This window comes from Olivibacter sp. SDN3, assembly GCF_014334135.1.
Taxonomy (GTDB): Bacteria; Bacteroidota; Bacteroidia; order Sphingobacteriales; family Sphingobacteriaceae; genus Olivibacter.
Window position 1 is genome coordinate 5,478,837 of record NZ_CP060497.1, and the last position, 25,485, is coordinate 5,504,321.

The following is a 25,485-nucleotide window of genomic DNA, read 5'->3' on the forward strand; positions in this document are numbered from 1 at the left end:
CATTTTTAACAATGGATTATTTTCTTATATTGCCACCAAACTAACCGTTATGATTAAGAAAAAAGAGGGTTTTGAAGGGGAAAAAGCCATCATTCTTCCTCCAAAGATTATCGAACAATACCAAAGCAGATCCATTACACAGGAGTTTTATATTACAGACATCGGTTATTATCCAAAGGCACAATACCATTATCGGGATCGGCCTTCGGGTGCACATGAATATATTTTGATTCATTGTATAGAAGGAAAGGGTACCGCGCAAGTAGATGGACATGAAATTACAATAAGACCAAACGACTTTTTAATTATTCCTGCGGGTAAACAACATTTATATCGGGCAGATCCCGATTATCCCTGGACAATTTATTGGGTACATTTTCAAGGCTTGCAAGCAAGCAGTATTTGCGAACGGTTATATGATAAAATGCTTTCGCGGAAAAATAGCGTCATGTATAATGAAAAGCATCTTTTTTTGTTTGATAAAATTTACAGTACGTTACAACAAGGTTATAGTCGGGATAACATGGAATTTATTTCCTTGACTTTTCCTTATTATTTAAGTGGTTACCTATTAAATGAACGTTTCAATCACCATTTGGATGAACAGCTAGAAGATCTTACCGAACAGGCTATCCGCTTCCTTAAAAACCGTATTTCGACACCAACGACACTCAAAGAAATAGCCGAGCACGTCCACCTATCAGTTTCTCATTTTTCAAGTATTTTTCACAAGAAGACCGGTTATTCGCCTATCGAGTATTTTAATCACCTTAAAATTCAGAAGGCCTGCCAATTATTGCAATTTACCAACCAACGAATTTTCGAAATAGCACTCGCTATTGGGATCAATGATCCTTACTATTTCTCACGTCTTTTCCGGTCTCATATGGGCATATCGCCGAAAAATTATCGTAGTAGGTGGTCTTTATCGCCAAAAAGGAAAACCGATGAATCATAAGAAAATCCATGCTAAACCTGTTTTATTCCATTTTTGAAGATAAAGGATTTACTAGCTTAGCCTAATTGGAAATAGACCTTATTCATCATGAACAATCCTTATCGTCACACCGTGTTAATCAGTTTGGTAGCAGCGCTTGGTGGGTTGCTATTTGGCTTTGACATCGCCATTTTTTCGGGCACCATCCCTTTTATTCAACCCTATTTTAAGTTAGATGCCCCTGCACTCGGCTGGGTGGCCAGCAGTCTTTACGTCGGCTGCATGCTCGGTGCATTATTTACCGGTTGGATAACCGAACGTATAGGGAGGAAAAAACCATTGATATGTGCAGCGGTATTATTTGCCTTCTCTTCCATAATGATGGGATTGGCGGAAAGTTCCTCATCGCTTACCCTGTGGCGCATTATCGCCGGCATGGGTGTAGGTGGAGCGTCCGTGCTGTCTCCTTTATATATTGCCGAAGTTAGCCCAGCAGCTATGCGGGGCAAAATGGTATCGATCAATCAGCTTGCCATCGTAATCGGCATCTTACTCGCTTACCTTTCCAATTACTTTCTGGCCCCTGTAACGAACAACTGGCGCTGGATGTTTTCAAGTGGAGCAGCACCGGCCATTTTATTCTTTATAGGTGTTTTTCTTATACCCGAAAGCCCCCGCTGGCTTTTAATTAAAGGTTACCAGCAAAAGGGTGAAGAAGTACTTAGGCGTTTGCTTGCGCCTACTGAGGTCGCCAAAGAACTCTTGTTGATCAGTAGGCATAAACAAAACCCATCCCTGAAGCCGAGTTTCGGCACCCTCCTGCAAAAGGGAATTTTTCCCTTATTGATGATAGGTATTCTGATTGCTATCTTTCAGCAAATATCTGGAGCGAATGCTGTTTTGTTTTATGCGCCCCTTATTTTTGAAAGGACAGGGATGAATGTCGATGACCAGCTCTTCCAACAGGTACTGATTGGCGGAATTAATCTATCTTTTACGTTAATAGCGATGCAATTGGTAGATAAGATAGGCCGGAAAAAGCTCATGCTCTTCGGAGCCGGAATGATGGCATTGCTACTCGCTTTTATTGCTTATGCTTTTATGAAAGAATTATTTGGGGGATATTTACTCAGCTTGCTGGTACTGTCTTTTATCGCTACCTATGCAGCCACTTTAGCGCCGGTAACCTGGGTATTGATTTCCGAAATATTTCCGACAAAAGTGAGAGAACTTGCCATTTCCGTTTCCTCTACGATGCTATGGGTAGCTTGTTTTAGTCTCACTTATGCTTTTCCCGTAATGATCGATCGCTTTTCTGCCAGTCAAACATTTTTATTTTTTGCTGGTATATGTTTAGTTTATTTCTTATTTTTATGTTTCTTTGTGCCTGAGACGAAAGGAAAGAGCTTGGACGAGGAGGCATAAAAGACGAGCAACAACAAAACTAATCAACCTCTATATTGCAAAGGCCAAGCGTTAATGTTTGGCCTTTTTTGTTCTCATCGTTTTCATTTGACCATTCATCTTAACTTTGACGCTTCGGTTAGCAGATGAAAGCAACTCGCATTTAGTCACTACACCGTTTTCCCATTCCATATTTACAGTTATATTGTCCCGTGCTCTAATTCCCCTGATTTCACCAAAGGCCTTCCAAATTGCTGGCGTTGCTGGTAAAAGTTCAATATAATCCTCATGGCTTTGCAACAGCATCTCAGCTATTCCTGCGGTTGCCCCGAAATTTCCGTCGATCTGAAAAGGAGGGCCCGCCGACCACATATTGGGATACACGCCGCCACCAGAGCCATAATTGATGTCGGTGCGGAGGGTTGGTTTAAGCAACTCTCTCAGGAGTTTAAATGACCGTTCACCATCCAGCAGCCTGGCCCAGAACAATAACTTATAGGCAATGGTCCAACTCGGCCCATCATCCCCTCTTTCTTCCAGTGTTTTCTTGCTGGCCGCTGCTAAATCCGGTGTTTGTACAGGCGTGATGAGTGTCGCTGGATAAAGACCGTATAAATGTGAAATATGTCGATGTTCCGGATCTGTTTCGCTATAATTTTCCATCCATTCCATCAACCGTCCGTCCGGTGCGACCTGTCCTGTAGGTGGAATGCTTTTTAACGTTTCTTGAAGTTCACTGACCAGCTCATTATCTACCTGTAAGGTTTGAGCGGCATGGATTACGTTCGTAAACAGTTCGCGGATAATCTGGTTATCAATGGTAGGGCCTGCACAGATACTGGCTGTTTTTCCGTTTGGCAAAAAAAAGGTGTTTTCTGGTGATGACGAAGGGGAAGTTACCAAAAAACCAGTTTTAGGGTCCTCCACCAACATGCTGTTGTAAAACTGAGCAGACCCCTTCAGTACAGAATAAATTTCCTTGAGGTATTCGGTATCTCTTGTAAACGCATAATGATCCCATAGGTTATTGCATAACCAGCCTGCCCCTGCCTTAGTTGTTCCCCAAGAAGCACTCTCTCCGGGTTCGGTGAACCCCCAGATATTAGTAATCACATGTGCCACCCAACCATCGGCGTCATAGTATGCTTTGGCTGTACGTTCCCCAGGTTCCACTAAGCCTTTTACCAGATCAGCTAAAGGCAGGTTCAACTCTGATAGATTGGCCACTTCCAGGGGCCAGTGATTCATCTGCACATTTACGTCCAAGTGATAATCACCATTCCAGGGTGTTTGAATCTGGTTTGCCCATAAGCCCTGCAAGTTCGGCGGCAACAATCCCACCCGTGTACTGCTGATACTCAGGTAACGGCCAAATTGAAAGAATAAAGCCGGTAAGCCTAGATCATCTTCCGGATGGTCGTAAAAATTAGCCAAGCGCTTATCGGTTGTTAGAGCCGAAGCAGATCCTTTACCGAGATTGATCGACAATCTATTGAACAATCGCTGATAGTTTTCCTCATGTGCCGAACGTTCAGCTTCATAGCTTTTCGTTGATACCTCCCGCAATAAGCGATCAATGTCGTTCCGGTAATTATCGTTCTTATAATCAGTTCCCATGGAAATGACCAGCAATACCTCAGAAGCATCCTGAATCAACAGTTTATCAGCGTTAGTGCGAAGCGTACCATCTTTAAGCACCGGTTTTACTTTTGCCTGGTATTGCATGCCACTTGCTGCCGTTCCGCTCTCCAAAACGCCAGATAATGCTAATATATCGCTCACTACTTTACGATCACCCCACTCCGGCCGATCCATCGCTATTTCCAGATGGATGCTATGAGGTTGATCAGCGCTTAATCTTATCAAACACACGTCACCGGCAAAACTAGTAAAATATTCACGGCTGTACTGTACACCATTTAACGTATAACGCGTAGTCGCTAGCGCTTTTTCTAGGGAAAGCCTCCTTTCATAATCCGTCACATGAGCGATTTCCATATCCGCAGGATAACGATGCTTTAAACGTAAGTTACCTAGCATTTGGAAGCAGCCAAAAGGTACGTTAACCGAGCCTTCTCCCAAACATATAAAATCCTTATCGACCAGTGCCTGCGCTTCATCATTCCTACCTTCATTGATTAGCTTTCTAATTTCTGGCAAACGTTTATGTGCTTCATAATTATTGGCGTCCTGCGGTGCTCCCGACCATAACGTAATATCATTCAGCACGATAAGTTCATCTTCAATTCCTCCATCGGGGGTCATACCCAGACGTCCATTACCCAAGGGCAAGGTCTCTTCCCATTGTGCGGCAGGGCGATCAAAGTAAATATTTAAATCATTGTTTTGGCCACTTACCGTGAAAGGTGCAGCCGCAATAATAGCGACAATTAAAAAAGTCGGGAATAAGATTCGTTCCATTATTTTAGGTTTTACTTTATATGATACAAGAATAGTAGATAAGCAAAATTACCAGTGCTTATAATAAAAAAAATAGTCATTCTTTTGGATAACATGGATTATTATACGGCGACGGCATTCGATAGCCGAGCTCTGCTCCTCCACTTACCGGGAGTATATGCCCTGTGATAAATCGGGCGCTATCAGATAGCAGGAACACACAAGCGTCTGCAACTACATCTGCTTCTGGACAATAGCCCAAAACATGAATGTTATCCAAATAAGCCGTTCTTTCGGCTCCATTTGTTTGTTCGCTGCTCCACTCACGTAACATCGGTGTCCACATTCCTGCAGGAGCGATCGCATTTACCCTGATTTTGTAGGGAGCAAGTCTATCGCCATGGATTTGGTGAGTGCGTTGATTGCTCCCTTTGTAGCACCGTATGCCGCATGGTTTTCCTGACCTATATGTCCGACTAAATAAACGTTTTTACTTTTTACTGAAATCTCCGCCGATATTACAAATTGTAAAACTCACAGGCATTATCGTGTAAAACCCGCTTTTGGTTTTCAGCTGATAACATTTCGCTAAATATCTCGCGATAGAGCAGCCAGGCCTTTTCGTAAGGGCCTGCGAGTAAAGAAACTGGCCAATCTCCACCGCAAAAACATCTATTTACTCCAAAATGCTCGAGCACGAAGCTAATCGCCGGTACCAGATCGTTCTTGCCCCAAGTTGATTTGCCAATGGCCGTCCCAAGTCCAGATATTTTACAATACACGTTAGGAAATTCAGCGAGGGTGCTCATTAAGCTCTTCCATTGTTCAAAGTCTACGCTATCGGTAGGGGGTTGATTAAGGTGGTCAAGTACTAATTTTAGATCGGACAACTTTTCAGCAACGTTTATTGCTGTTCTTAAATGTTGAAAATTCACCCCTACAATATCGTAGGTTAAATTGTGCGCAGGCAATAGCTTGAGGTTATTCAATACATTTGGCCGAAGTAACCATTTGGGATCAGGTTCATTATGAATGAGATGCCTTACACCTTTATAACAACTATTTGTTGATACAAAATCATTTAAATATCTTTCAGTCAATTTATTATTATCTAAAGGCAACCAACCAACCACTCCTTTTATCCATTGATGCTGATGCGCAGCATTTAACATTAAGTTGGTGTCTTCGATGTTATTAGCAGCTTGCACCAAAACCCCCGATTGGACACCTGCATGAGATAAGGACGGTAACAATTCTTCCAAATCATAAGAGCGATTCAAAATACTGGTATCATTTTCCAACCATGCGTAGGTTGCTTTATTTAAATCCCACATATGCACGTGGGTATCTACTATATCGATATTCATCTTGCCTCTGGTGATTAAATCGGTTAGTTTATAAATCAATCGTATTCTCGTATCAATGGCTATTTCGCTAACTGTTGATAAAAGGTAGCCTAAAGATAGGAAGAATGACCACAACTAAAAGTCTAAATCGCACTTATGAAAGACATACAGAGCGTTTAGTATTTATAAACTTAATTTATAAAATATTGTTTATCAACATATAATTTATCTTATATAAATTTTTAGATCACTTAAAAATATGCTTTTTTAAAAGACGCAATCCCCCCTTCAAATTGTCGTTTTCACACAGGACTTCGCTTCTATTGAAGCCCTACTTTTGTATATAACAACAAAATCATTTTAAATTATGGACAAATTAAGCGTTTTCGACAATAACAATCTTGAAAACTGGCCGATACCAGCCTTGCATTTTCTGTTTTTCCCTTTTTCGCTCCAAACCATGGAGCCGCCGAAAGATGTACTTTACTATATTCGTTTTATATAAACTATTTATTTAAAAACTTGCTATAAAAAACTTTATATTATGCTATTAAAAAACAAGAATATGGTCATATACGACGCGTGGATCGATATCCGATCTGCCGGCTCTCCCGACTCCCGACCATTTATGGAGGCACTGGATCAAAGCCATACGCAAGCTCGCTCCTTTATTCAGAAACTCGAAGAAGACACGATGCTCCACAGACTTCCGATGGTAGCAGATATTGCCCATGTAGCCGTCTTTTTGGCATCGGAAAAGGCTGCTGCTATCACAGGGGGTACCATCGACAGCACCTGTGGCACCACCAACGGTTTGAATTCGAATTCCAAAATATATCTTTTGTTTAAATAAACATCATAAATAATTTATTATGAGAAAAATAATATTTTTTAACGGAATTTATCTAGATGGATTATTTCCGTATTATCATTCATTTTATGAATGGTACCGGCAAACGTGTATATAGCAAAAACTTTCATAATGGCTTAGTGTTACTCCGTTATGCTAAACAACAATTAAAGAAGATAGAACCTTAAAACATAAAATTATGACTACAATGAACCCTTATTTTAATTTCGACGGTAAGACCGAAGAAGCATTCAATTTTTACAAATCTGTTTTTGGCGGAGAATTCCTAGGTGGTATTCATAAAATGGGTGATGCTCCAGGAACAGAAGATCTCCCCGAGGAAGAAAAGAACCGAGTGATGCACGTTTCCTTGCCCATAGGAGGAGGTACCATTTTGATGGCTTCGGATAATTGTCCATCCATGGGGCATCAACTTACTGAAGGAAATAATGTTTATATCTCTTTACATCCCGACAGCCGTGAAGAAGCTGATCGTCTTTTCAATGAACTTTCAGCTGAAGGCAAAGTAGAAATGCCTATAGCCGATGCTTTTTGGGGCGACTACTTTGGCAGCTTTCAAGATAAATTCGGCATCCATTGGATGGTAAACTACAATGCCGAGTATAACCGAAACAGCGAAAAATAGCTGAAATACCAGTTTTCAGTTACACTTGTTATAATTAAGTAATTATTAAACCAATAATATTTAATATCATGAACACTAGAGATGTTATAGAAAATATAGTAGACGCCTTTGATCGGTCAGATGTGGAAGGTATACTTGATATCATGGCAGAAGGTGCCACTTGGGAAATGTTGGGTGATAAGACCTTTATTGGCAAAGATCAAATACGCGATAGTTTGAATGGTATGGCTGACATGGAAATGCTTGATTCCACCAAAAATCATATCATCATAGAAGAGAACAACGCCTCGGTGGACGGCATAGTAGCCTACAAAGGTAAAGATGGAAAGGTTCATGAGATGTACTATTGCGACATATATGAACTTTCACATGGAAAGGTTACAAAAATGATCTCTTACACCGTCAACAAACAGTAAATATATAAAACGAAAGACATGTCTGAGAATAATTTATTGAAAATGGCTATACCGGCCTATCGCATGCATACACAGCTCTTCAACAATGTCATAGCCGGCATCAGCACAAGTGATGCTAAACAACGCTTAAGCGGTCGGACCAATCATATATTATGGATGACAGGAAATCTTGTCAATTGCCGTTATTGGTTGGCAGGGGTTCTTGGGCTTTCTCAAAGAGATCCCTATGAAGCTTTTTTCGCAGATGCCAAGGCATTGGATGAGACATATGATTATCCTGATTTGGCTACGCTTCAAAAAGAATGGCATAAGATATCTCCATTATTATTTAACAAGCTTTGTTCATTGACTGAAGATGAGTTACGACAACCTTATACCCTTGGCATGGAAGTTTCCTTCTTTGAAGAAACCCTATTAACAGCTGTAGGTATGTGTATTGGCCGGGAAGAATATCTTTTTGGGCAGTTAGCACTTATGCGTAGAGCATTAGGTTACAATGCCATGTCTTATCAGGTAGATAATAGCATCGCCTATTGAATCGATAAATGGGTTGGGATAAATCCCAACCCATTACTTCCAACAACGATACTTTGAACAAATCTTTTTCATCTATTTATTTTTTTAATGGTTGATGAAACCGAGATGTAAATAGTCATTGCCTTGTGTGTCAATACTATTTACATCTCGGTTTCATAATAATTTGAAAAACAACTTGTTTTATGCAGATAATAATAATAGATTTATGTTTTGTTAGGTCATTTGCCAGCAATTGTCCTAAAAATAAACCCGATTATGAACCTGCGATTGATAGCAATATTATTCTTTTTTTTAGCTACTATTTATTGCATACAGTCTTGCAACAGTTTTTCTTCGTCTTCAGGCGACACAGTAGTAGAAAAAGTCCCTGAGAAGATTAGCTATAATTTTGATGTGCGACCCATCCTGTCCGACAAATGTTTTGCCTGCCACGGACCGGATGCCAACAAGCGAGAAGCGGATTTAAGGTTGGACGTAGCTGAAGAAGCATACAAAGCACTTAAAGAAAATACCGGTGCCCACGCCATTGTACCATTTAAACCGCAAACTTCCGAGGTGTTTCTTCGGATATCCTCAAATGACTCTACCCAAATCATGCCACCTAAATCTTCCAATCTTAAGTTAACAGCAACTGAAATTGCAGTTATAGAAAAATGGATTAAACAGGGTGCGGAATATGAGGAGCATTGGGCTTTTACACCACCCCAAATACCCGAAGTACCAAACAATAAAAATAAGGATTGGGCACAAAATGAAATTGATCATTTTATTTTAGCGAAACTTGAACAAGAGGGAATCACTCCAAATCCCGAAGCCGATAAAGAACGACTACTGAAAAGATTGAGCCTAGATTTAACGGGTTTGCCGCCAAGCTTAACACTGATGGACAAATTCATTGCAGACGCTAGCGAACAAGCTTACGAAAAGATTGTCGACTCCCTACTTCAAAGTCCTACTTTTGGAGAAAAAATTCGCTCCACTGGTTGGATGTGGCACGCTATGCCGATTCGCACGGCTATCAAGATGACAACTACCGTTCGCAGTGGCCATGGCGAGATTGGCTTATTCATGCGTTTAATGAGAACATACCTTACGATCAATTTGTAACATGGCAATTAGCAGGGGACCTCATGCCCGGTGCAACGAAAGAACAGCTTTTAGCCACTGGGTTCAATAGAAATCATAAAATCACGGAAGAAGGTGGTGTTATCGATGAAGAATACCGTGTGGAATACGTTATTGATCGTACGGCTACTTTAGGGAAGGCTCTTTTAGGTGTCACACTAGAATGTGCACAGTGCCATGATCATAAATATGACCCTTTTTCACAAAAGGAATATTATCAAGTTTTTGCGTTTTTTAACAATGTAAAGGAAGTAGGATTAGAGTCGACAGTTGGTGGACCTGAGACCTATGCGAAGAAACCATTGATGGAAATCACTGATAAAGATGTACGGGAAATCTTAACTTTCGTGAATAAACAAGACACTAATCGTTTAATTGTCTCTGTAATGGGCGATAGTGATACTACAAGAAAAACATATATCCTTGACAGAGGAGTATACGATGCTCCCGGTGAAGAGGTGACGCCGGCAACCCCAAAATCCATCATGCTGTTCAATGATAAATATCCCAAAAATCGTCTAGGCTTGGCAAAATGGCTCTTCGATAAGCAGCATCCACTTACTGCACGAGTATATGTCAATAGGGTATGGCAAGAATTTTTCGGTAATGGTATCGTAAAAACATCGGGAGATTTCGGAATGCAGGGAGAACTTCCTACCCATCCGGAACTCCTTGATTGGCTTGCTGTAGATTTTATGGAACATGGCTGGAACATCAAACGCTTAGTTAAACAGCTCGTTTTATCTGCCACCTATCGACAATCCGCTGTAGTTTCAAAAGAAAAATTGCAGGCAGATCCCGAAAATTTATTGCTTGCCCGTGCGCCCCGCTACCGTATTCCCGCCGAAGTTGTACGTGATGTTGTATTAGCCAGCAGCGGTTTACTTGTCCCGACAATAGGCGGCCCCAGTGTGAAACCCTACCAACCACCTGGCCTTTGGGAAGGCGCAACTTCAGGTCGTGGCATATTGGCCAACTACAAACAGGACCACGGCGCAGATCTGTATCGCCGAGGCATGTACACATTCATTAAAAGGACCGTACCCCCACCATCGATGGGTGTTTTCGATGCTAGCAACCGTGATATGTGTGAAATAAAACGCTTGAACACCAATACACCCTTACAAGCTTTGGTCATGCTAAACGATCCTACAGTACTGGAAGCGTCACGAGTATTGGCTGAGCGACTATTAGTGGCTGACACCGACCCCGAAGCAGTAATACAGAAAGCTTTTCGCTTAATCGTATGCAGAAAACCAAAAGAAAAGGAGACGCTGCTCCTCCATTCGTATTATAAAGATCAATTAAAAGTATTTGAGGACAATTCAATTGCAGACAAAGTTTTAGCGGTAGGGGAATCTCCCTTTCCTTCTCAAATGGATAAAACCATACTTGCAGCTATGATGAGTGTAATTACCACAATATATAATTTAGAAGAAACCATTACCAAGTCTTGAGATATGGAAAAAGATTTTTTAGAACATGGCTTACATTTTAATAGACGTCGGTTTCTCTCCAAGCTCAGTCTCGGAATCGGAAGTGTTGCGTTAGGTTCATTACTTATACCAGACTTATTCCGTTCCAGAACAGATGACGACGGCTTTAGTTCCGGCGTACCGGATTTTGCCCCCAAAGCTAAACGTGTTATCTATCTTTTTCAAAATGGAGCACCTTCACAACTTGAATCTTTCGATTACAAACCGAAACTTAGGGAAATGATGGGGCAAGAGCTTCCCGCTTCCATACGGGACGGACAAAGACTGACAGGCATGACCTCCAATCAATCCTCTTTTCCTTTGGTGGGTTCTTACTACGATTTCCAGCAATATGGACAATCAAAAGCCTGGGTCAGTGACCTCTTTCCACATACAGCAAAAGTAGTAGATGATATATGCATTATTAAATCCATGTTTACCGAAGCGATCAATCACGATCCTGCCCTTACCTTTTTTCAAACTGGAGCGCAACAGGGTAATCGACCAAGTATGGGAGCTTGGCTAAGTTATGGATTAGGTAGCGAGAACAAAAACCTTCCGGCCTTTACCGTACTGTTATCACGTGGCAAAGGTAACGGACAGGGAGTATATTCTAAATTGTGGACCAACGGCTTCCTTGACTCCACCCATCAGGGCGTACAATTCAGTAGTGGAGAAGACCCCGTTCTTTATTTAAAAGACCCTGAGGGATTAGGAAGAGCAGAACGGCGAAAAATGCTCGACAACCTGGCCGCATTAAATGAATTATCTTTCCAAGAATTCGGAGATCCGGAAATAGGCGCTAAAATCCAGCAATATGAAATGGCCTATCGTATGCAGACCGCTGTGCCTGAAATTACAGATGTATCCAAAGAACCAGATGACATCATTAAACTATATGGCCCTGATTGTCTAGTGCCTGGAACTTTTGCTGCTAACTGTTTATTGGCCAGGAAGCTCAGTGAAAACGGCGTTCGTTTTGTACAATTATATCATCAAGGCTGGGATCAACACGGTAACCTGCCCAGTGAGATGGCAGGCCAGGCAAAAGATGTTGATCAGGCCTCTGCCGCCTTAGTTACAGACCTTAAACAGCGAGGACTGTTAGATGAAACGCTTGTTATTTGGGGGGGAGAATTTGGCAGAACAAATTACAGTCAAGGGAAACTTACTAAAGATAACTATGGCCGAGACCACCATCCCCGATGCTTTAGCGTCTGGATGGCGGGCGGAGGAGTTAAACCGGGTATCGTTTATGGTGAGACAGATGATTTCGGCTATAATATCATTAAAGACCCCGTGCATGTGCACGATTTCCAAGCAACGGTACTCCATCAACTTGGGCTTAACCATGAGAAACTGACATTTAAACATTTAGGTCGCCGTTATCGATTAACCGACGTAGCGGGAAAAGTTGTTAAAGATATTCTGGTATAATATTTATCCGCTGCGAATAAAATGAAGCTAGACATCAAACGTTTTACCGAACATGCACTCTTGGTCTCCAATGTCTTTATTCTATTCTTGATTATATTTTTTGACAGGATTGCTGTGCCCAACTGGCTACAAAGTATTGGAAGAATGCACCCTATGTTACTGCACTTCCCGATTGTATTGCTGTTACTCGCTTTCTTTTTAGAATTCTTTCGCTTCAAAACATTCGATACCGACAAAAAATCTTCGACAAACTTTAGCACAAACTTACTCCTCTGTGGCACCCTTTTAGCAGCTTTGACAGCCATTATGGGCCTAGTTTTATCGAAAGAGGAAGGGTACACCGGTAATGCCCTATTTTGGCATAAGTGGGCGGGGGTGAGTGTTGTTTTTGTTGCTTCTACGATTTACTGGCTTAGAACAAGACCTTGGCACAAAATAAAGGTAGCAAAAATCGGAGCGGTGATTGTTACCGCTTGTTTAATAATTGCCGGTCACTACGGCGCAATACTAACACATGGCGAAAATTTTATATGGGAACCGATAATATCTACATCAAAAACCGCAACAGTACCCATCGATCAAGCAAAAATTTTTGAGCATGTGGTTATGCCTATTTTCACACAAAAATGCGTCAATTGCCATAGTACAGAAAAAGCTAAAGGAAACCTCATTCTGGCAGATGTACAATCGCTTTTGAAAGGGGGGAAAGTGGTCAATTGTTTGTTCCGGGAGACCCCAAAGCTAGCTTATTGTTGGAACGTATTCATCTTCCTATAGGTGAAAAACAACATATGCCTCCAAAAGGAAAACCCCAACTAACAGATGAAGAAGTAGCAATTCTAAATTTGTGGGTAAAAAATAATGCCTCTTTGGACACCGATATAGTTGAATTGCCGGAAAATGACTCCTTAAGAATACTTGCAACGAATAGGTTATATCCGAGTGGAAATTCACCTATTAGTTTTGACTTTTCTGCTGCAGATAAAGCCACCGTTGAAAAATTAAACAACGATTACCGGGTTATCTACCCAATAGCCCAAGGATCCCCCGCCCTAGCGGTTAATATCTACAACAAAGCTATTTTTACCTCAGCCTCTTTAGAAGAATTACAAGCGATTCAAAAGCAGATCATTTCACTTAATTTGAATCATTTACCCGTAAAAGACGATGATTTAAAGCTTATTAGTCAATTTGAACAATTGAGAAATCTACAACTCAACTTCACGCAGATTACAGGCGAAGGGCTAAGCGATCTAACAGCACTTAAACATTTGAAAAACTTATCTCTATCAGGCACACAAGTAAGCTACAATTATATTAAACAAATGATTAATCTAATGAATATTAAACAACTTACTTTGTGGAACACCTCATTAACTTCGTCAGAAATAAATCAACTCCAAAAGGAAAATAAGAACACAGCAATCATTGGTGGTTTTAAAGACGACGGTAAACATCCTGTCAAACTAAGCCCTCCCCGCTTAGCTGAAAATTTCGGCGTATTTACAGAGACCATGGATTTAGAGGTCAAGCACCCTATAAATGGGGTACAAATACGCTATACCATCGATGGGTCTGAGCCAGACAGCTTGAAATCTCCCATCTATGAAAAACATATCGAAATCAAAGACAATACGATATTTAGAGCAAAAGCATACAAAGACGGTTGGTACGGCAGTGATGCCATTGCTTTAAATTTCTACCAGAGCCGATTCAAACCCGATAGTGTAGCCCTTCGTTTTCCACCACACCCTTCATACAGAGGGGAAGAAGAAAAAACACTCACCGATCATAGCTTAGGCGACCAAAATACAAACACCGATAAATGGCTAGCCTTTAAGGAACATCATCTGGAAGCTATACTTTTCTTTAACAAACCCATTAATTTGCAATCCATTACCCTACATATGTTGCAACAGACGCCATCTGCTATTTTTCCACCGGAACATATTGAAATATGGGGAGGCACAGATAAAGACAACCTAAAGTTGTTGGGAACCACAAAACCAAAAATACCTAAAAAAGATGATGCAGACAGCCTGATTGCGTTGGAAACTACATTTAACAAACAACCTGCAGGTTGCATAAAGATTATTGCCAAAAACTTAAAAAAACTCCCCAACTGGCATCATAAAAAAGGTGAACCTGCATGGGTTTTTATTGATGAAGTGTTAATAAATTAATTACCGAGGTAGAATATAATTTGTCGGAACCTAGCTACTCATAATTAGGTGCACCCTTCAGAAATGCTTCGCGTATAGCTATTTTCACAACTGGAGGCGATATAATAAGTTGTATATTACCTCCAGTAATAAGATTCATCTTTTTTAAACTATGCCGGCACTTTGCGTTGCGTCTCCCGCTCCCAGAAACGATGTTTGGCAATAGCACGTGCGTAACTGGATGTAAAAGCCTTCAAATCGTCCATGTGAATAAGTACGCCGATAGTTTCATCGCTTGAGAGCTGTTTATTATTACCTGCAGATTTTCCTAAATAGGTATCTGCAAGCAAAACCGTCGCCTCCTCAGCAGCACCAATCGTTTTACAATGTCTATATGCTTCATTAATAAAATGAATTGCATCTGGCTCATTCTTCAGTGCCGCAATACTTTCACTGCCCCCAGGTATATAAACTGCATCAAAAAGAACAGAGCTTGCTGTCAAAAAGCTATATTGAACCGCTATAGACTTGTTCTTAGCAGTAACTACTTCACCTAATTTTGGAGCGATAACTTCAACCATTGCACCATCCTTTTCTAATGATTTCTTCACTGTCTCAAAAGAAATATCATCTACCCCTTTAGCTATCAAGAAAGCAATCTTGCGAGTAGCGATGGTGTCTTTAACCGTGTTAGACATACTTAAAGCGGGCGATTGATCAATCACCGGTTTTACCTTTTTGGGTTCGTATTTCTTTTTATCGGCGTCAGCCGGTATTCCCTGGTTAATTGGTTTTTCGGGTTTCTTAGGTACCGCCATTCCTAAATTATTTGCAACAGCTTTTGCTAGGGAAAGATCTACCTGCGTCAATATACCCAACATACGGCTTCTGATTTCCGGATAGTTTACTTTACCCAATTCGAAACTAAAGGCGTCGATGATATGTTGCTGTTCGGGGGCAGACTGACTTTGATAGAAGAGCGTCGCCTGACTAAAATGATCAGAGAAACTGACACTTCTGTCCCTCACTTTATGTGCGTCAACTTTCTCCGGGTACGAAGAAAAACCTCCGTCGGCAATCATGGCCTGATAGGGACAGCCACCACCTATACTGTTAGGCTGATAGCTGGTAACACCTTTATTGATTGTTTGCCGCATATGACCATCTCGCTGATTGTTGTGTACCGGTGCAGTTGAGCGATTGATAGGTATCTCATGAAAGTTTGGACTTCCTAGACGGCTCAGCTGCGTATCGGTATAGGAGAATAGGCGACCTTGTAAAAGTGGGTCGTTGGTAAAGTCTATTCCTGGCACTAAATGGCCTGGATGAAAGGCTACCTGTTCTGTTTCTGCAAAAAAGTTATCCGGATTTCTGTTTAATGTTAGTTTACCGATTCTTTGAACCGGCACGATCTCTTCCGGGATAATTTTCGTCGGATCCAGTAAATCGAAGGGGTATTTGTGTTCATCTTCTTCCGGAATCAATTGAACACCGAATTCCCACTCGGGAAAATCGCCATGCTCAATGGCTTCCCACAGATCCCTCCGGTGGAAATCTGGATCATTGCCAGATATCTTCTGCGCTTCATCCCAAGCTACGGAGTGAACGCCTAATAACGGTTTCCAATGAAATTTAACGAAGGTCGATTTCCCTTTGGCATTGATAAAGCGAAAGGTGTGCACGCCAAACCCTTCCATCATGCGTAAGCTTCTTGGAATAGCTCGATCAGACATCGCCCACATGATCATATGCGTAGATTCAGGCATCAGTGAGATAAAGTCCCAAAAAGTGTCATGTGCCGAAGCCGCTTGCGGAATTTCATTATGAGGTTCTGGTTTTACTGCATGTATAAGATCAGGGAACTTCATGGCATCCTGAATAAAAAATACCGGTATATTATTCCCTACCAGATCAAAAATTCCTTCATCCGTGTAAAATTTGACAGCAAAACCACGAACATCTCTAGCCAGATCGCTAGATCCCTTGGATCCAGCAACGGTAGAGAAGCGGACAAATACAGCGGTCTGTTTATTCGTATCTTGCAAAAAACCCGCCTTGGTATAATCACTCATTGATTTATACAATTGAAATATTCCATGAGCACCTTCTCCTCTTGCATGCACAATACGTTCGGGGATACGTTCATGATCAAAATGCGTAATCTTTTCACGTAAAATAAAGTCCTCCAGCAATGATGGCCCTCTTTCCCCTGCTTTCAGCGAATTTTGATTATCGTTGATACGTAGGCCCTGATTTGTTGTCAAAAATTGGTCGTGCCCATCTTCCGTGTGCGGAGCCAAATTTTCCTGTTTTAAATTTCTTGGATTTCCCTTCGATTTCCTTGCCATAACTGTTTAATTTATATAAGCTTTCAGTAGTTAGTGAGTTGGTAAAAACACCTGAACGTTTAAAAAGTTCATACTTTCTCTAATCAAATTTTAATTCGATCGATCAGCTTTCGACATATCGGGCGCACGATGCTATTGTCGGCAATTTATCACGCTATTTTCCTATATTAGTTTTTTTAAAAATGACATAAGTAAACATGGACAATAAGTTATTTGCGCTTGTAGATCACTATATTAGTGAGCGCGTCGCACCCGAAGATGAAATATTAAAAGCAGTAAATACTTCTATTGAAAAGCATGGTATCCCTCAGATAAGCGTTTCTGCCAGTCAGGGCAAACTACTGCAGGTATTAGCGAAGTTAACTAAGGCGACAAAAATACTTGAGTTAGGAACGTTAGCGGGCTATAGCACGATATGGTTGGCACGTGCGCTGCCTCTAGGAGGAAAACTCATTACAATTGAATTTAGCGAAAAGCATGCTCGGGTAGCACAAGAGAACATCAATAAAGCAAAACTCCAAGATCTTGTAGATATACGCATTGGTAAAGCTTTAGACATTCTGCCACAGATCGAAAACAATAAGGAAGGTCCTTTTGACCTCATATTTATAGATGCCGATAAGCCCCCCTACCTTGAATATTTCGATTGGGCAATCAAACTGGCCAGACCCGGGACCTTAATTATTGCAGATAACGTGATTAGAGAAGGACAGGTACTTGATCCCGACAGTACAGATGACAAAGTAATTGGTGTTCATAAGCTGAACGAATCCTTACGCAATCATCCGAAAGTATTTTCAACTATTATACAAACGGTTGGCGCAAAAGAGCATGACGGGATGGTTCTGGCTCTTGTAGAATAGCCGTGCATAAGCGGACATTGACTGTCCGTTTTCGAACGGTTAAAAGACAGCCAAGACACCACTACTCGCTGTAATGGTCAGTTTACGGTAATGGCAAACGTATTGTAAAACGTTAATAAAAAATAATGATGAAACAGAAACTTCAATTGCTGATTACAATTAGCTGTTTTCTTGTGTTTATTTCGGCCGGAAACGCACAGGAAAAACAAGCCATATCGGTTAGCTCTTTTGAAAAAATAACCGTGAGTCCGCACATAAGCCTGTATTTAGAAGAAGGCGATAAAGAGGAGGCCATCATCAACAATCATGAGGTGCCACTTGAAAAAATCAATATTGAAGTAAAAGGTAAAAACCTACTCATTTATCTAGACGATGCAAAAACAACAACCAAACAGGTGAAACGCACCGTTAACGGACATTCACAGTCCGTTCCGATCTATAAAGGCACACAGGTGAGTGCGCACATCAGTTATAAAACCCTAAAAAGCCTATCTATCAGAGGGGAAGAAAAGATTACCTGTATAAGTACTTTAACTGCGGAGAAACTCTCCTTTAACCTATATGGAGAAGCTGCATTATTCATAGACAGCATCCAAACAGATGAATTAAAAGCATTTCTTTATGGCGACAACCAGATTACCATCAACAAAGGAAATGCGGCGTCACAAATTTTTAAGTCTTATGGAGACAGTAAAGTTGATGTAAAACACCTATCGAATGCCTACGCTAAAATTACCTCCTACGGAAGCAATACCTTCACCCTGAATACCAGCGATAAAATAAGTGTTTGGGCATTTGGTGATGCCTTTATCAATTACACAGGAGATCCTGAAATTAAACGATTGATCACTGTAGGCGAGATTAATGTAAAAAAGATGGATTGAGACGCTCTTGCTCAATCCACCAATCGTCCTATTGGATAACGCATATGTGTTTTTTCATAATACGGTGAGCGTTTATAGACCCAATCGAGTTGTGCCCTTGGGTCGTCTTTTAAAGACGGGTTAATCTCTTTTTCCTTTGCTAATGCGGGGTCTTCTTTTAATAATCTTGCTGCTTCATCTTCAAAAATATACGAAGAAAAATATTCTTTTTGTCCCAGAATAGCATCAAAAAAATTCCAATTAAAATAAGAATCTACTCCTTGCGGTTCTAAGGTCTCTATAATATATCGGTTCGCCTTTTGATCGGTATACACGATCACATCTCCTGCATAGAAAGGAACTTCCTGGTGCTTCGCTGATACTTGCACATCACTGTGTAGGTAATGCCCCTCATAGGGACTAGCAACCGTCTTAAAATCTTTGATATAATACATCTCGAGATCGATAATGGTATCTTTCATTAAGGTATCTAACTTTACTCCATTGATACTCAAAAGGTTTATAATTTTTTCATAGGCCTGTGGTATGATATAAGCCTTTGGTTTTTTAACTTTTACACTTGGCCTATAGCGATCATATAACTTAACTTCCCGGCTGTAAGGTTGTTTACGATCATAATACATACGTTTCATACCACTTACTTCACTTGGTTTATATAATGCCTCGTAACCTAAAAAGTCAATCTTGCTAAACTTAGCGGTATCAAGCTCCCAAACTAAAGGAAAAAGATCTTGCTCTCTTACCGATTGCTTTGCTGCGTCCCTCACTTCCAACAATTTTTCACCTTGCTCAACAGTAATAGCTATCAAGTGTTTCATAAGCGAATAAGTAGAAGAAACGCGCTCTTTGTACGGCTTCCACATGTGTGTTTCCGGCATATACGCGATAGTATTATGCAAAGCGGCGTAACCTGTAGAATAGCGTGGGTTTTCGAGATATGCTACGATGCCCGACTCAGGCGTTTCTCCTTTAAAATCAACATATGGTACCAAATGATAATTTTCCTCTTCCATCCGGCGATATAGTTCTTTGGTATAATTATCCACCATATAATCTGCCAAAATCGGATTCAATTTATCCCTTTGGGTATCAATCAAGGTCATGGTGTATTGATAATCCGCTCCATTACTCGAATGGTTGTCCATGAGCACATCTGGGTCCCAGGTATTAAATAATTGCTGAAAAGCTTTGGAGTTACGAGAATCCGTTTTTATAAAATCACGGTTTAAGTCGAAGTTCTGGCGGTTTCCCCTAAATCCGTACTGTTCCGGGCCATTTTGGTTTACACGTGACACCCCTCTGTTTAACATTCCATCAATATTGTACACTGGAATAAAACAAAGCACTACCCCCTCTGGAACTTGATCTTCTTCCAACAAATCTCTAATCAATAACATCGATGCATCTATTCCCTCTGGTTCACCTGGATGTATGCCATTATTGAACAGTATCACACTTTTTCCCTTTTTTCTGATAGATAAGGGATCAAAGTCTCCGTCTTTTGACAACACCAACAATTGCAGTGGTTTCCCTATGTCTGTTTTTCCGAAAGAGAACAACTTCGCTTGTTTATATTTCTGATCTATCTCTCCATAGAATTGCTGCACTTCCTCATAAGTCGCTGTGGTGTTGCGGTCAGGATCACGTTCAAAAGCGATACGCTGTGCAAAAACAAAACAAGCGTTTAAAAGAAAAAGACCGATTATGACGACACACTTTCGCATATATAGCAGATTAAAGATTGCTAAAATAACTATTATACTGCACACCAAAAGAAAGAATTCCGATAATGGCATCTTATCGGAATTCTCTCTTGGCATCTGTTATTGCAAACGCCTTAACTTCATCAAGGATTCTACATAATAATAATCTGCATATATAAGGGGGACATCAATCTCATTACCATGCGGAATACTACCTACGCTATGTTTCAAGATATAGCCTTGATTAGTACCCAAAGCAGCCCTATAAGGGGGAGCAGATAAGTTATGTATAATTTCCCGGGCAACTATTCGATAGTGTTGTGCCTTTTCCCCATCCATCACTTCTGCTAAATCAAGCAAACCGGAAGCAATTATAGCAGCGGCAGAAGCATCCCGGTAGGTACTGGGAATGTCTGGCGCATCAAAATCCCAATAAGGAATTTTATCTTCAGGTAAACGGGGATGATTCAATATATAGTCGGCTATATGTTCTGCTTGCTCCAAATAACGATCAAAACCCGTTTCTCGATAACAAAAAGCAAAGCCATATAAGCCCCATGCCTGTCCACGTGACCAAGCCGACTCGTGCGCAAAACCCTGTGCTGTATGTTGGTGGCTCACCACTCCTGTTTCGGGATCATAATCGACAACGTGGTAGGAGCTGTAATCCGACCGGAAATGATTAGCTAGCGTCTTATCGGCATGTGCTACGGCAATTTTATAAAAGGTAGAATCGCCAGTAAAATTAAAGGCATTGAACAATAGCTCCAGATTCATCATATTATCAATAATTACCGGATACTTCCATCCACGCTCACTTTGCCAGCTACCATCATCCACATTCCAAGATAAGATAGCGCCTACCTTTTCATCATATCTTTTAGTCAGCGACCTAGCCGCTTTCACCATCACCTGCTTATATACAGTGTCTTGTGTAATGCGATAAGCATTACCGTAACTGCAGTTGATCATAAAGCCAACATCATGGTGCCCATAAAAATCCTTAACAGGCTCCAACAAGCGTGTCCAATGAATAGCTTGATTTTTCATTGCCGTATCTTCACTGAATTCATAAATATACCATAAGGTTCCAGGGAAGAAACCACTGGTCCAATCGTAAATATCCGATTGCGTCATGTTTCCCTGTTCATCCACGGACTTTGGCAACCGGTCTTTTTGCAAGTGGGTTAGGCTATCCAACATATGTTGGGTCTGCCTGTAAGCAAATGTTAAGTTAGCCGATGTATATCGCATCTGCTGTTTTTGCTGGCTGGTTTGGCAAGATATAAAAATTAAAAAAGAGAAACTATAAAAGATAAATTTCATTTTGAGTTTTGCTGTATAATGAGTTATTCTGTTTTCTTCACGGTAAAAACATATCTGCCTTTCTTGTCAGTAGTTTTCGCTGTAAAAGCTATTTTATAAAGTCCTTCAGGCCAGCTGGCCAGTAACCTGGGATCATCTATTGAAATCTTCTCGATCTTCGGATCGGTAAATAGCTCGGCATCGTACTGCATATATACTGTTTCTTCTCCTAGTTCTAATTCCAGCAACCCGGTTTTGACCAGCTTGATATTACAGGGGCTTAAAAAATGAATAGCATTTGCTGCATTAAATTCCTCCAGTTCAAACTGATCTTGGATAACAAACCCTCGTTTTTTATTCAATTCGTAAGTCCTCTGCCAGTACTTAACAGCCGCTTCTTTTGGGTAGGCGTCCGCAATATCTACCGAGAATTGTGGATTAGGCCTTACTTTAAAAGATGTATGCTTAGCCCGATAAGTTAAGCCATGCGGTTGCTCAAAACCGTTAACGAGAGGTAGATTATGATTACCCGATTGCATCGTCCAGATCTTATAACGTTCACTGCTAAACGTTTGCTTGGTATACGTTCCTACTCCGGCATCTACTAAACAGGGTAATCCATTGTAATATAAGATAAAAGTTCCTACGTCATTATGATTATGAAACTCATCGTTATGCCCTCCTTTCGCAGCAAAATAAAATCCGCTTTTGGCGTTTGGGTGTTCCCTGGCTCCGGCCACTTGTGTTTGTGGAAACCAATAATATCCTACTAATGGTTCAATTGGTTTATCCTGCATTATCCTGGGCATCCATAAAAGATCGTTGATCATGGCTGCTACACTGGCATTTGCCAACGTTTTATCTAAGCCTTTCTTTTGTGCATAGAAGCTACCAAAGCCTTTCATCGTTGCATCGCCGATAGCTTCACCATAACGATAAACGAGTCCTGCATTAACTCCCCCTTTAGCGCTAGCATCTGCAAAATTTACGAAGTAAGGATCGTCAATGTATACCTGATAAATGTAGGTTCCGATATTTTTCACCAGCGGATGGTTGTAGATGGCCACTTTGCCTTGTGTGGCCTGTGCCAACAATTCCAGGTACTCGAAAAACTTACCCCCGGCATGCGACCAGTACGAGGGGCCTTCATCACAGGCCCCGTCATCATTATAGGAGTTGATGAACTGGTCGACGGATTGCATAGTTTTGCAGGTATATTGTACCCGCTTATCAGGATCGGTTTCCATCAACAAGATACACTGCAGCACATTGTAATTAATCCATGGATTCCAGTTGTTGACCAAACCTCTGGCGTTATTGGATTTCTCACCTCCCAAACCCATCCACCACAAGTCGCTACGGTTATAATAAGGATCCAGAATATTCCTTCGTACCTCATGCGCAATGCGCTGTGCAATCAAAGGGCTAACTTCATCCAAGCGGTCTTTCATAAAATAGTGAATCCAAGACAATAATGCGCCAGTTTCTCCCGAACCTAGATCGATGACCATATTATTGACATCAGGCAGCTCTATATCTTTTTTTTGTAATCCTAAATGTGCTGAAAGCACCCAGTTACTCTGCTCACAGATTGCCCACACACCGTTAATTATTTGATCTAAAAAGCGACCTTTTCCGTCTACGAGCTCGGCCATTAACAATGCTTTCAACGCATTTTTCCGGGCGTTATCAGGTTGTTGCATCCGATCTCTACTTCCCGATCTTCCCAACTCGAGATAATCAGTCGCTTTAATTACTGCCCAATCGAAAGATAGCGCTTTCTCGCCGCGTTTAATTAAGTCTGTCTTGATCTCAACAGGCTGACTATCCCAAAACTCCCGATTGTTATACGCCGGAAAATCGACCCATTCCTGCGCATTAGCCAAATGACTTGCCACAGCTTCCAATGGAAAGGTTTTTATCAGTAAATCACGCTTTTCGGCTGCTATTGCTATTTGAAATAGTAAGCACGTCGCCAATATATATTTCATTGTTTTCATCATTGCCATCCTGGATTTTGTTCTAACTGATCATTCTGATCGACCTCTGCCTGAGGTATAGGCCATAGGTAATCCCGGGCAGTAAATACCCTTTCTTTCAGTACCCGAGTAGTAAACTCCAAAATAGGTCCGTTACAAACCTCCTGTGCGATTTTCCACCGACGTACATCACTATAGCTTACACCCTCTGTAGCCAGTTCTACTGCCCGTTCCTTACGGATCCGTTCACGCATTTCTTCTTTATTGGCCACATAAGTAGGATTACTGCCATCACTATTCTGCAATTCAGGCATACCCGCACGTTGTCGCACTTGATTAATCGCATTAAACACCTCATTATCTGGGCCACCCAGTGATTCATTTCTTGCTTCGGCATACATCAGTAAGACATCAGCCAAGCGAATCACCGGGAAATCGATAGGACCGTCTTCACGCATTAAACTTTCATCGCCTATACTGACAAATTTACGCCAAAGGTACAATGCATTCGCATTCCAATTATGCCGAATATGAAAATACGGCTGTATATCGTTTACAAAAGGCCAAGCCAATGTATAAGTGACATTATTGGCTCCTAGATAATCAGCATAGGGCGTGATGATGGTTTGCTGCAATCGTGGATCCCGACCTTCATATACCGTTTTGATGACATCAGGATCTCTGAACAAAGCATCCCGTTCTTCCAAGCTCATATTCGAATATCCAGAAATAACGTTATCCCATACAAAAGGTGAACCATCCTCCATTTCATAGCTATCAACCAATATCGGTGAAGGCACTCCATTTGTCCAACAAGAACCTCTAGTAGCTCTGGTTCCCAGGCGGAAACTTAGATTCTCTCCAAGGCCCTGCACCGCTACATTCTGTATAGAAAAAATGACTTCGCTATTTCTCTCAGTTTCCGACCGGAACAATTCACTATAAACAGGATGGAGGCTGTAATCCATTCCCATAACGGTTTTGAAGTCTTCTTCCGCCGATTGCCAATCTCCGGCGTATAAAGCTAGTTTTCCTCTCAAAGCAATAGCGGCACCTTTTGTTGCCCGCCCAAACTCAGAAGCACTATAAGTTGCCGGTAACAGTGTTTCCGCTGCATCAAGATCTGCTCGAATGAATGCTCGAACCTCTTCTACCGTGTTACGAGGATTAAACGCTTCATCATAAGCGATCGGCTCTTCATAAATAGGTACACTGCCATAAAAATCGAGAAGATTGAAATAATGCAGGGCGCGGAGAAAATATGCTTCACCTATTAGCCTATCTTTTAACGTGGGGTCGACAGTCTCCATTGCCGGAATATGAAACAGCGCATCATTTGCGCGTTGTATTCCTTTATAAAGTTCACGCCATTTATTCGTATAGGTAGCACTAAAAGTAGTAGCTGTACCTGCCATTTCCTGCTCTAACCGATCGTATCCATAAGCATAGGGAGACAGACAATCCAACATATAATATTCCCGGTACACGTTTTCATCCCTCAAATTATTATATATGGCATTAATCCCCATGATCGCCTGCGCTTCTGTTTGCCACATCTGCTCTTCTCCAATACGATCATAGGGTTGTGTTTCCAATAGGGAACTTTTACATCCTACAATAATAAGCGCCGCAAATAAGATCATATATTTACATTTCTTCATGGTAATC

At 41.2% G+C, this 25,485-nt stretch carries 19 protein-coding genes and 1 pseudogene; 12 read left to right on the forward strand and 8 right to left on the reverse strand.

The genetic code is table 11. The annotated features are described in order from the left end of the window. Window positions 1–49: 49 nt before the first annotated feature. Both H8S90_RS23030 and H8S90_RS23035 read left to right on the forward strand, forming a co-directional pair. Window positions 50–958 (forward strand): AraC family transcriptional regulator, encoded by a 909-nt coding sequence (locus H8S90_RS23030; protein WP_187340128.1) that lies wholly within the window; start codon window positions 50–52, stop codon window positions 956–958. A gap of 87 nt (window positions 959–1,045) precedes the next feature. Beyond that, window positions 1,046–2,362 carry a sugar porter family MFS transporter gene (locus H8S90_RS23035; protein ID WP_187340129.1) on the forward strand — a complete coding sequence of 439 codons (1,317 nt, stop codon included), beginning with the start codon at window positions 1,046–1,048 and terminating at the stop codon, window positions 2,360–2,362. A 51-nt stretch (window positions 2,363–2,413) separates the two neighbouring features. Here H8S90_RS23035 and H8S90_RS23040 read toward each other — a convergent pair whose 3' ends face one another. The 3 genes from H8S90_RS23040 to H8S90_RS23050 all read right to left on the reverse strand — a co-directional run bounded on the left by H8S90_RS23040 (window position 2,414) and on the right by H8S90_RS23050 (window position 6,108). After that, window positions 2,414–4,762, reverse strand: coding sequence for a glycoside hydrolase N-terminal domain-containing protein (locus H8S90_RS23040; protein ID WP_187340130.1), 2,349 nt, complete (start codon window positions 4,760–4,762; stop codon window positions 2,414–2,416). A gap of 76 nt (window positions 4,763–4,838) precedes the next feature. After that, the gene (locus H8S90_RS23045; RefSeq protein ID WP_255501709.1) at window positions 4,839–5,087 is read right to left on the reverse strand and encodes an SDR family oxidoreductase; all 249 of its coding nucleotides are present in this window, start codon (window positions 5,085–5,087) and stop codon (window positions 4,839–4,841) included. A 172-nt stretch (window positions 5,088–5,259) separates the two neighbouring features. Beyond that, entirely contained in the window at window positions 5,260–6,108 is an 849-nt protein-coding gene (locus H8S90_RS23050) for an amidohydrolase (protein ID WP_187340131.1), read from the reverse strand. Between the two features lie 523 nt (window positions 6,109–6,631). On the opposite strand from H8S90_RS23050, the gene H8S90_RS23055 reads away from it, so the two are divergent. The 8 genes and pseudogenes from H8S90_RS23055 (at window position 6,632) to H8S90_RS23090 (ending at window position 14,756) form a co-directional block, all read left to right on the forward strand. Beyond that, entirely contained in the window at window positions 6,632–6,940 is a 309-nt protein-coding gene (locus tag H8S90_RS23055; RefSeq protein WP_187340132.1) for an SDR family oxidoreductase, read from the forward strand. Between the two features lie 196 nt (window positions 6,941–7,136). Continuing rightward, window positions 7,137–7,583 carry a VOC family protein gene (locus H8S90_RS23060; RefSeq protein ID WP_187340133.1) on the forward strand — a complete coding sequence of 149 codons (447 nt, stop codon included), beginning with the start codon at window positions 7,137–7,139 and terminating at the stop codon, window positions 7,581–7,583. A gap of 68 nt (window positions 7,584–7,651) precedes the next feature. Continuing rightward, window positions 7,652–7,999 (forward strand): nuclear transport factor 2 family protein, encoded by a 348-nt coding sequence (locus H8S90_RS23065; protein ID WP_187340134.1) that lies wholly within the window; start codon window positions 7,652–7,654, stop codon window positions 7,997–7,999. An 18-nt stretch (window positions 8,000–8,017) separates the two neighbouring features. Further along, complete coding sequence (locus H8S90_RS23070) at window positions 8,018–8,536, forward strand: DinB family protein (RefSeq protein ID WP_187340135.1); 519 nt, start codon at window positions 8,018–8,020, stop codon at window positions 8,534–8,536. A 416-nt stretch (window positions 8,537–8,952) separates the two neighbouring features. Continuing rightward, window positions 8,953–11,115, forward strand: a pseudogene (locus tag H8S90_RS26510) (DUF1549 domain-containing protein); the annotation flags it as partial. Window positions 11,116–11,121: 6 nt separating this feature from the next. After that, window positions 11,122–12,573, forward strand: a complete 1,452-nt coding sequence (locus H8S90_RS23080) for a DUF1501 domain-containing protein (RefSeq protein ID WP_187340136.1) — start codon at window positions 11,122–11,124, stop codon at window positions 12,571–12,573. A 21-nt stretch (window positions 12,574–12,594) separates the two neighbouring features. Next, window positions 12,595–13,350, forward strand: coding sequence for a DUF2231 domain-containing protein (locus H8S90_RS23085; RefSeq protein WP_187340137.1), 756 nt, complete (start codon window positions 12,595–12,597; stop codon window positions 13,348–13,350). Further along, a complete protein-coding gene (locus H8S90_RS23090; RefSeq protein ID WP_187340138.1) occupies window positions 13,326–14,756 on the forward strand; it encodes a chitobiase/beta-hexosaminidase C-terminal domain-containing protein in 1,431 nt (476 codons plus the stop codon). Before H8S90_RS23085 ends, H8S90_RS23090 begins: the two co-directional genes overlap by 25 nt. Window positions 14,757–14,905: 149 nt before the next feature. On the opposite strand, the gene H8S90_RS23095 is transcribed toward H8S90_RS23090, so the two are convergent. After that, complete coding sequence (locus H8S90_RS23095; protein ID WP_187340139.1) at window positions 14,906–17,083, reverse strand: catalase; 2,178 nt, start codon at window positions 17,081–17,083, stop codon at window positions 14,906–14,908. A 197-nt stretch (window positions 17,084–17,280) separates the two neighbouring features. Between H8S90_RS23095 and H8S90_RS23100 the strand changes: the two genes are divergently transcribed. Together H8S90_RS23100 and H8S90_RS23105 are read left to right on the forward strand one after the other, a co-directional pair. Next, entirely contained in the window at window positions 17,281–17,946 is a 666-nt protein-coding gene (locus H8S90_RS23100) for an O-methyltransferase (RefSeq protein ID WP_187340140.1), read from the forward strand. Window positions 17,947–18,071: 125 nt separating this feature from the next. Then, window positions 18,072–18,830, forward strand: a complete 759-nt coding sequence (locus H8S90_RS23105) for a GIN domain-containing protein (RefSeq protein WP_187340141.1) — start codon at window positions 18,072–18,074, stop codon at window positions 18,828–18,830. A gap of 11 nt (window positions 18,831–18,841) precedes the next feature. Here H8S90_RS23105 and H8S90_RS23110 read toward each other — a convergent pair whose 3' ends face one another. The 4 genes from H8S90_RS23110 to H8S90_RS23125 form a co-directional block, all read right to left on the reverse strand. Continuing rightward, complete coding sequence (locus H8S90_RS23110; RefSeq protein WP_187340142.1) at window positions 18,842–20,554, reverse strand: M14 family zinc carboxypeptidase; 1,713 nt, start codon at window positions 20,552–20,554, stop codon at window positions 18,842–18,844. A gap of 99 nt (window positions 20,555–20,653) precedes the next feature. Then, window positions 20,654–21,787 carry a glycoside hydrolase family 88 protein gene (locus H8S90_RS23115; RefSeq protein WP_222852169.1) on the reverse strand — a complete coding sequence of 378 codons (1,134 nt, stop codon included), beginning with the start codon at window positions 21,785–21,787 and terminating at the stop codon, window positions 20,654–20,656. Window positions 21,788–21,882: 95 nt separating this feature from the next. Next, the gene (locus H8S90_RS23120) at window positions 21,883–23,829 is read right to left on the reverse strand and encodes a heparinase II/III family protein (RefSeq protein ID WP_187340144.1); all 1,947 of its coding nucleotides are present in this window, start codon (window positions 23,827–23,829) and stop codon (window positions 21,883–21,885) included. 8 nt (window positions 23,830–23,837) lie between these two features. Then, window positions 23,838–25,478: a RagB/SusD family nutrient uptake outer membrane protein gene (locus H8S90_RS23125; protein WP_187340145.1), complete on the reverse strand. Its 1,641-nt coding sequence runs from the start codon at window positions 25,476–25,478 to the stop codon at window positions 23,838–23,840. Window positions 25,479–25,485: the final 7 nt, after the last annotated feature.

Coding starts and splice junctions, on each gene's coding strand:
- H8S90_RS23030 (WP_187340128.1), top strand. CDS start 50: ATGATTAAGAAAAAAGAGGGTTTTGAAGGGGAAAAAGCCATCATTCTT.
- H8S90_RS23035 (WP_187340129.1), top strand. CDS start 1,046: ATGAACAATCCTTATCGTCACACCGTGTTAATCAGTTTGGTAGCAGCG.
- H8S90_RS23040 (WP_187340130.1), bottom strand. CDS start 4,762: ATGGAACGAATCTTATTCCCGACTTTTTTAATTGTCGCTATTATTGCG.
- H8S90_RS23045 (WP_255501709.1), bottom strand. CDS start 5,087: ATGTGGACACCGATGTTACGTGAGTGGAGCAGCGAACAAACAAATGGA.
- H8S90_RS23050 (WP_187340131.1), bottom strand. CDS start 6,108: ATGAATATCGATATAGTAGATACCCACGTGCATATGTGGGATTTAAAT.
- H8S90_RS23055 (WP_187340132.1), top strand. CDS start 6,632: ATGCTATTAAAAAACAAGAATATGGTCATATACGACGCGTGGATCGAT.
- H8S90_RS23060 (WP_187340133.1), top strand. CDS start 7,137: ATGACTACAATGAACCCTTATTTTAATTTCGACGGTAAGACCGAAGAA.
- H8S90_RS23065 (WP_187340134.1), top strand. CDS start 7,652: ATGAACACTAGAGATGTTATAGAAAATATAGTAGACGCCTTTGATCGG.
- H8S90_RS23070 (WP_187340135.1), top strand. CDS start 8,018: ATGTCTGAGAATAATTTATTGAAAATGGCTATACCGGCCTATCGCATG.
- H8S90_RS23080 (WP_187340136.1), top strand. CDS start 11,122: ATGGAAAAAGATTTTTTAGAACATGGCTTACATTTTAATAGACGTCGG.
- H8S90_RS23085 (WP_187340137.1), top strand. CDS start 12,595: ATGAAGCTAGACATCAAACGTTTTACCGAACATGCACTCTTGGTCTCC.
- H8S90_RS23095 (WP_187340139.1), bottom strand. CDS start 17,083: ATGGCAAGGAAATCGAAGGGAAATCCAAGAAATTTAAAACAGGAAAAT.
- H8S90_RS23100 (WP_187340140.1), top strand. CDS start 17,281: ATGGACAATAAGTTATTTGCGCTTGTAGATCACTATATTAGTGAGCGC.
- H8S90_RS23105 (WP_187340141.1), top strand. CDS start 18,072: ATGATGAAACAGAAACTTCAATTGCTGATTACAATTAGCTGTTTTCTT.
- H8S90_RS23110 (WP_187340142.1), bottom strand. CDS start 20,554: ATGCGAAAGTGTGTCGTCATAATCGGTCTTTTTCTTTTAAACGCTTGT.
- H8S90_RS23115 (WP_222852169.1), bottom strand. CDS start 21,787: ATGCGATATACATCGGCTAACTTAACATTTGCTTACAGGCAGACCCAA.
- H8S90_RS23120 (WP_187340144.1), bottom strand. CDS start 23,829: ATGAAATATATATTGGCGACGTGCTTACTATTTCAAATAGCAATAGCA.
- H8S90_RS23125 (WP_187340145.1), bottom strand. CDS start 25,478: ATGAAGAAATGTAAATATATGATCTTATTTGCGGCGCTTATTATTGTA.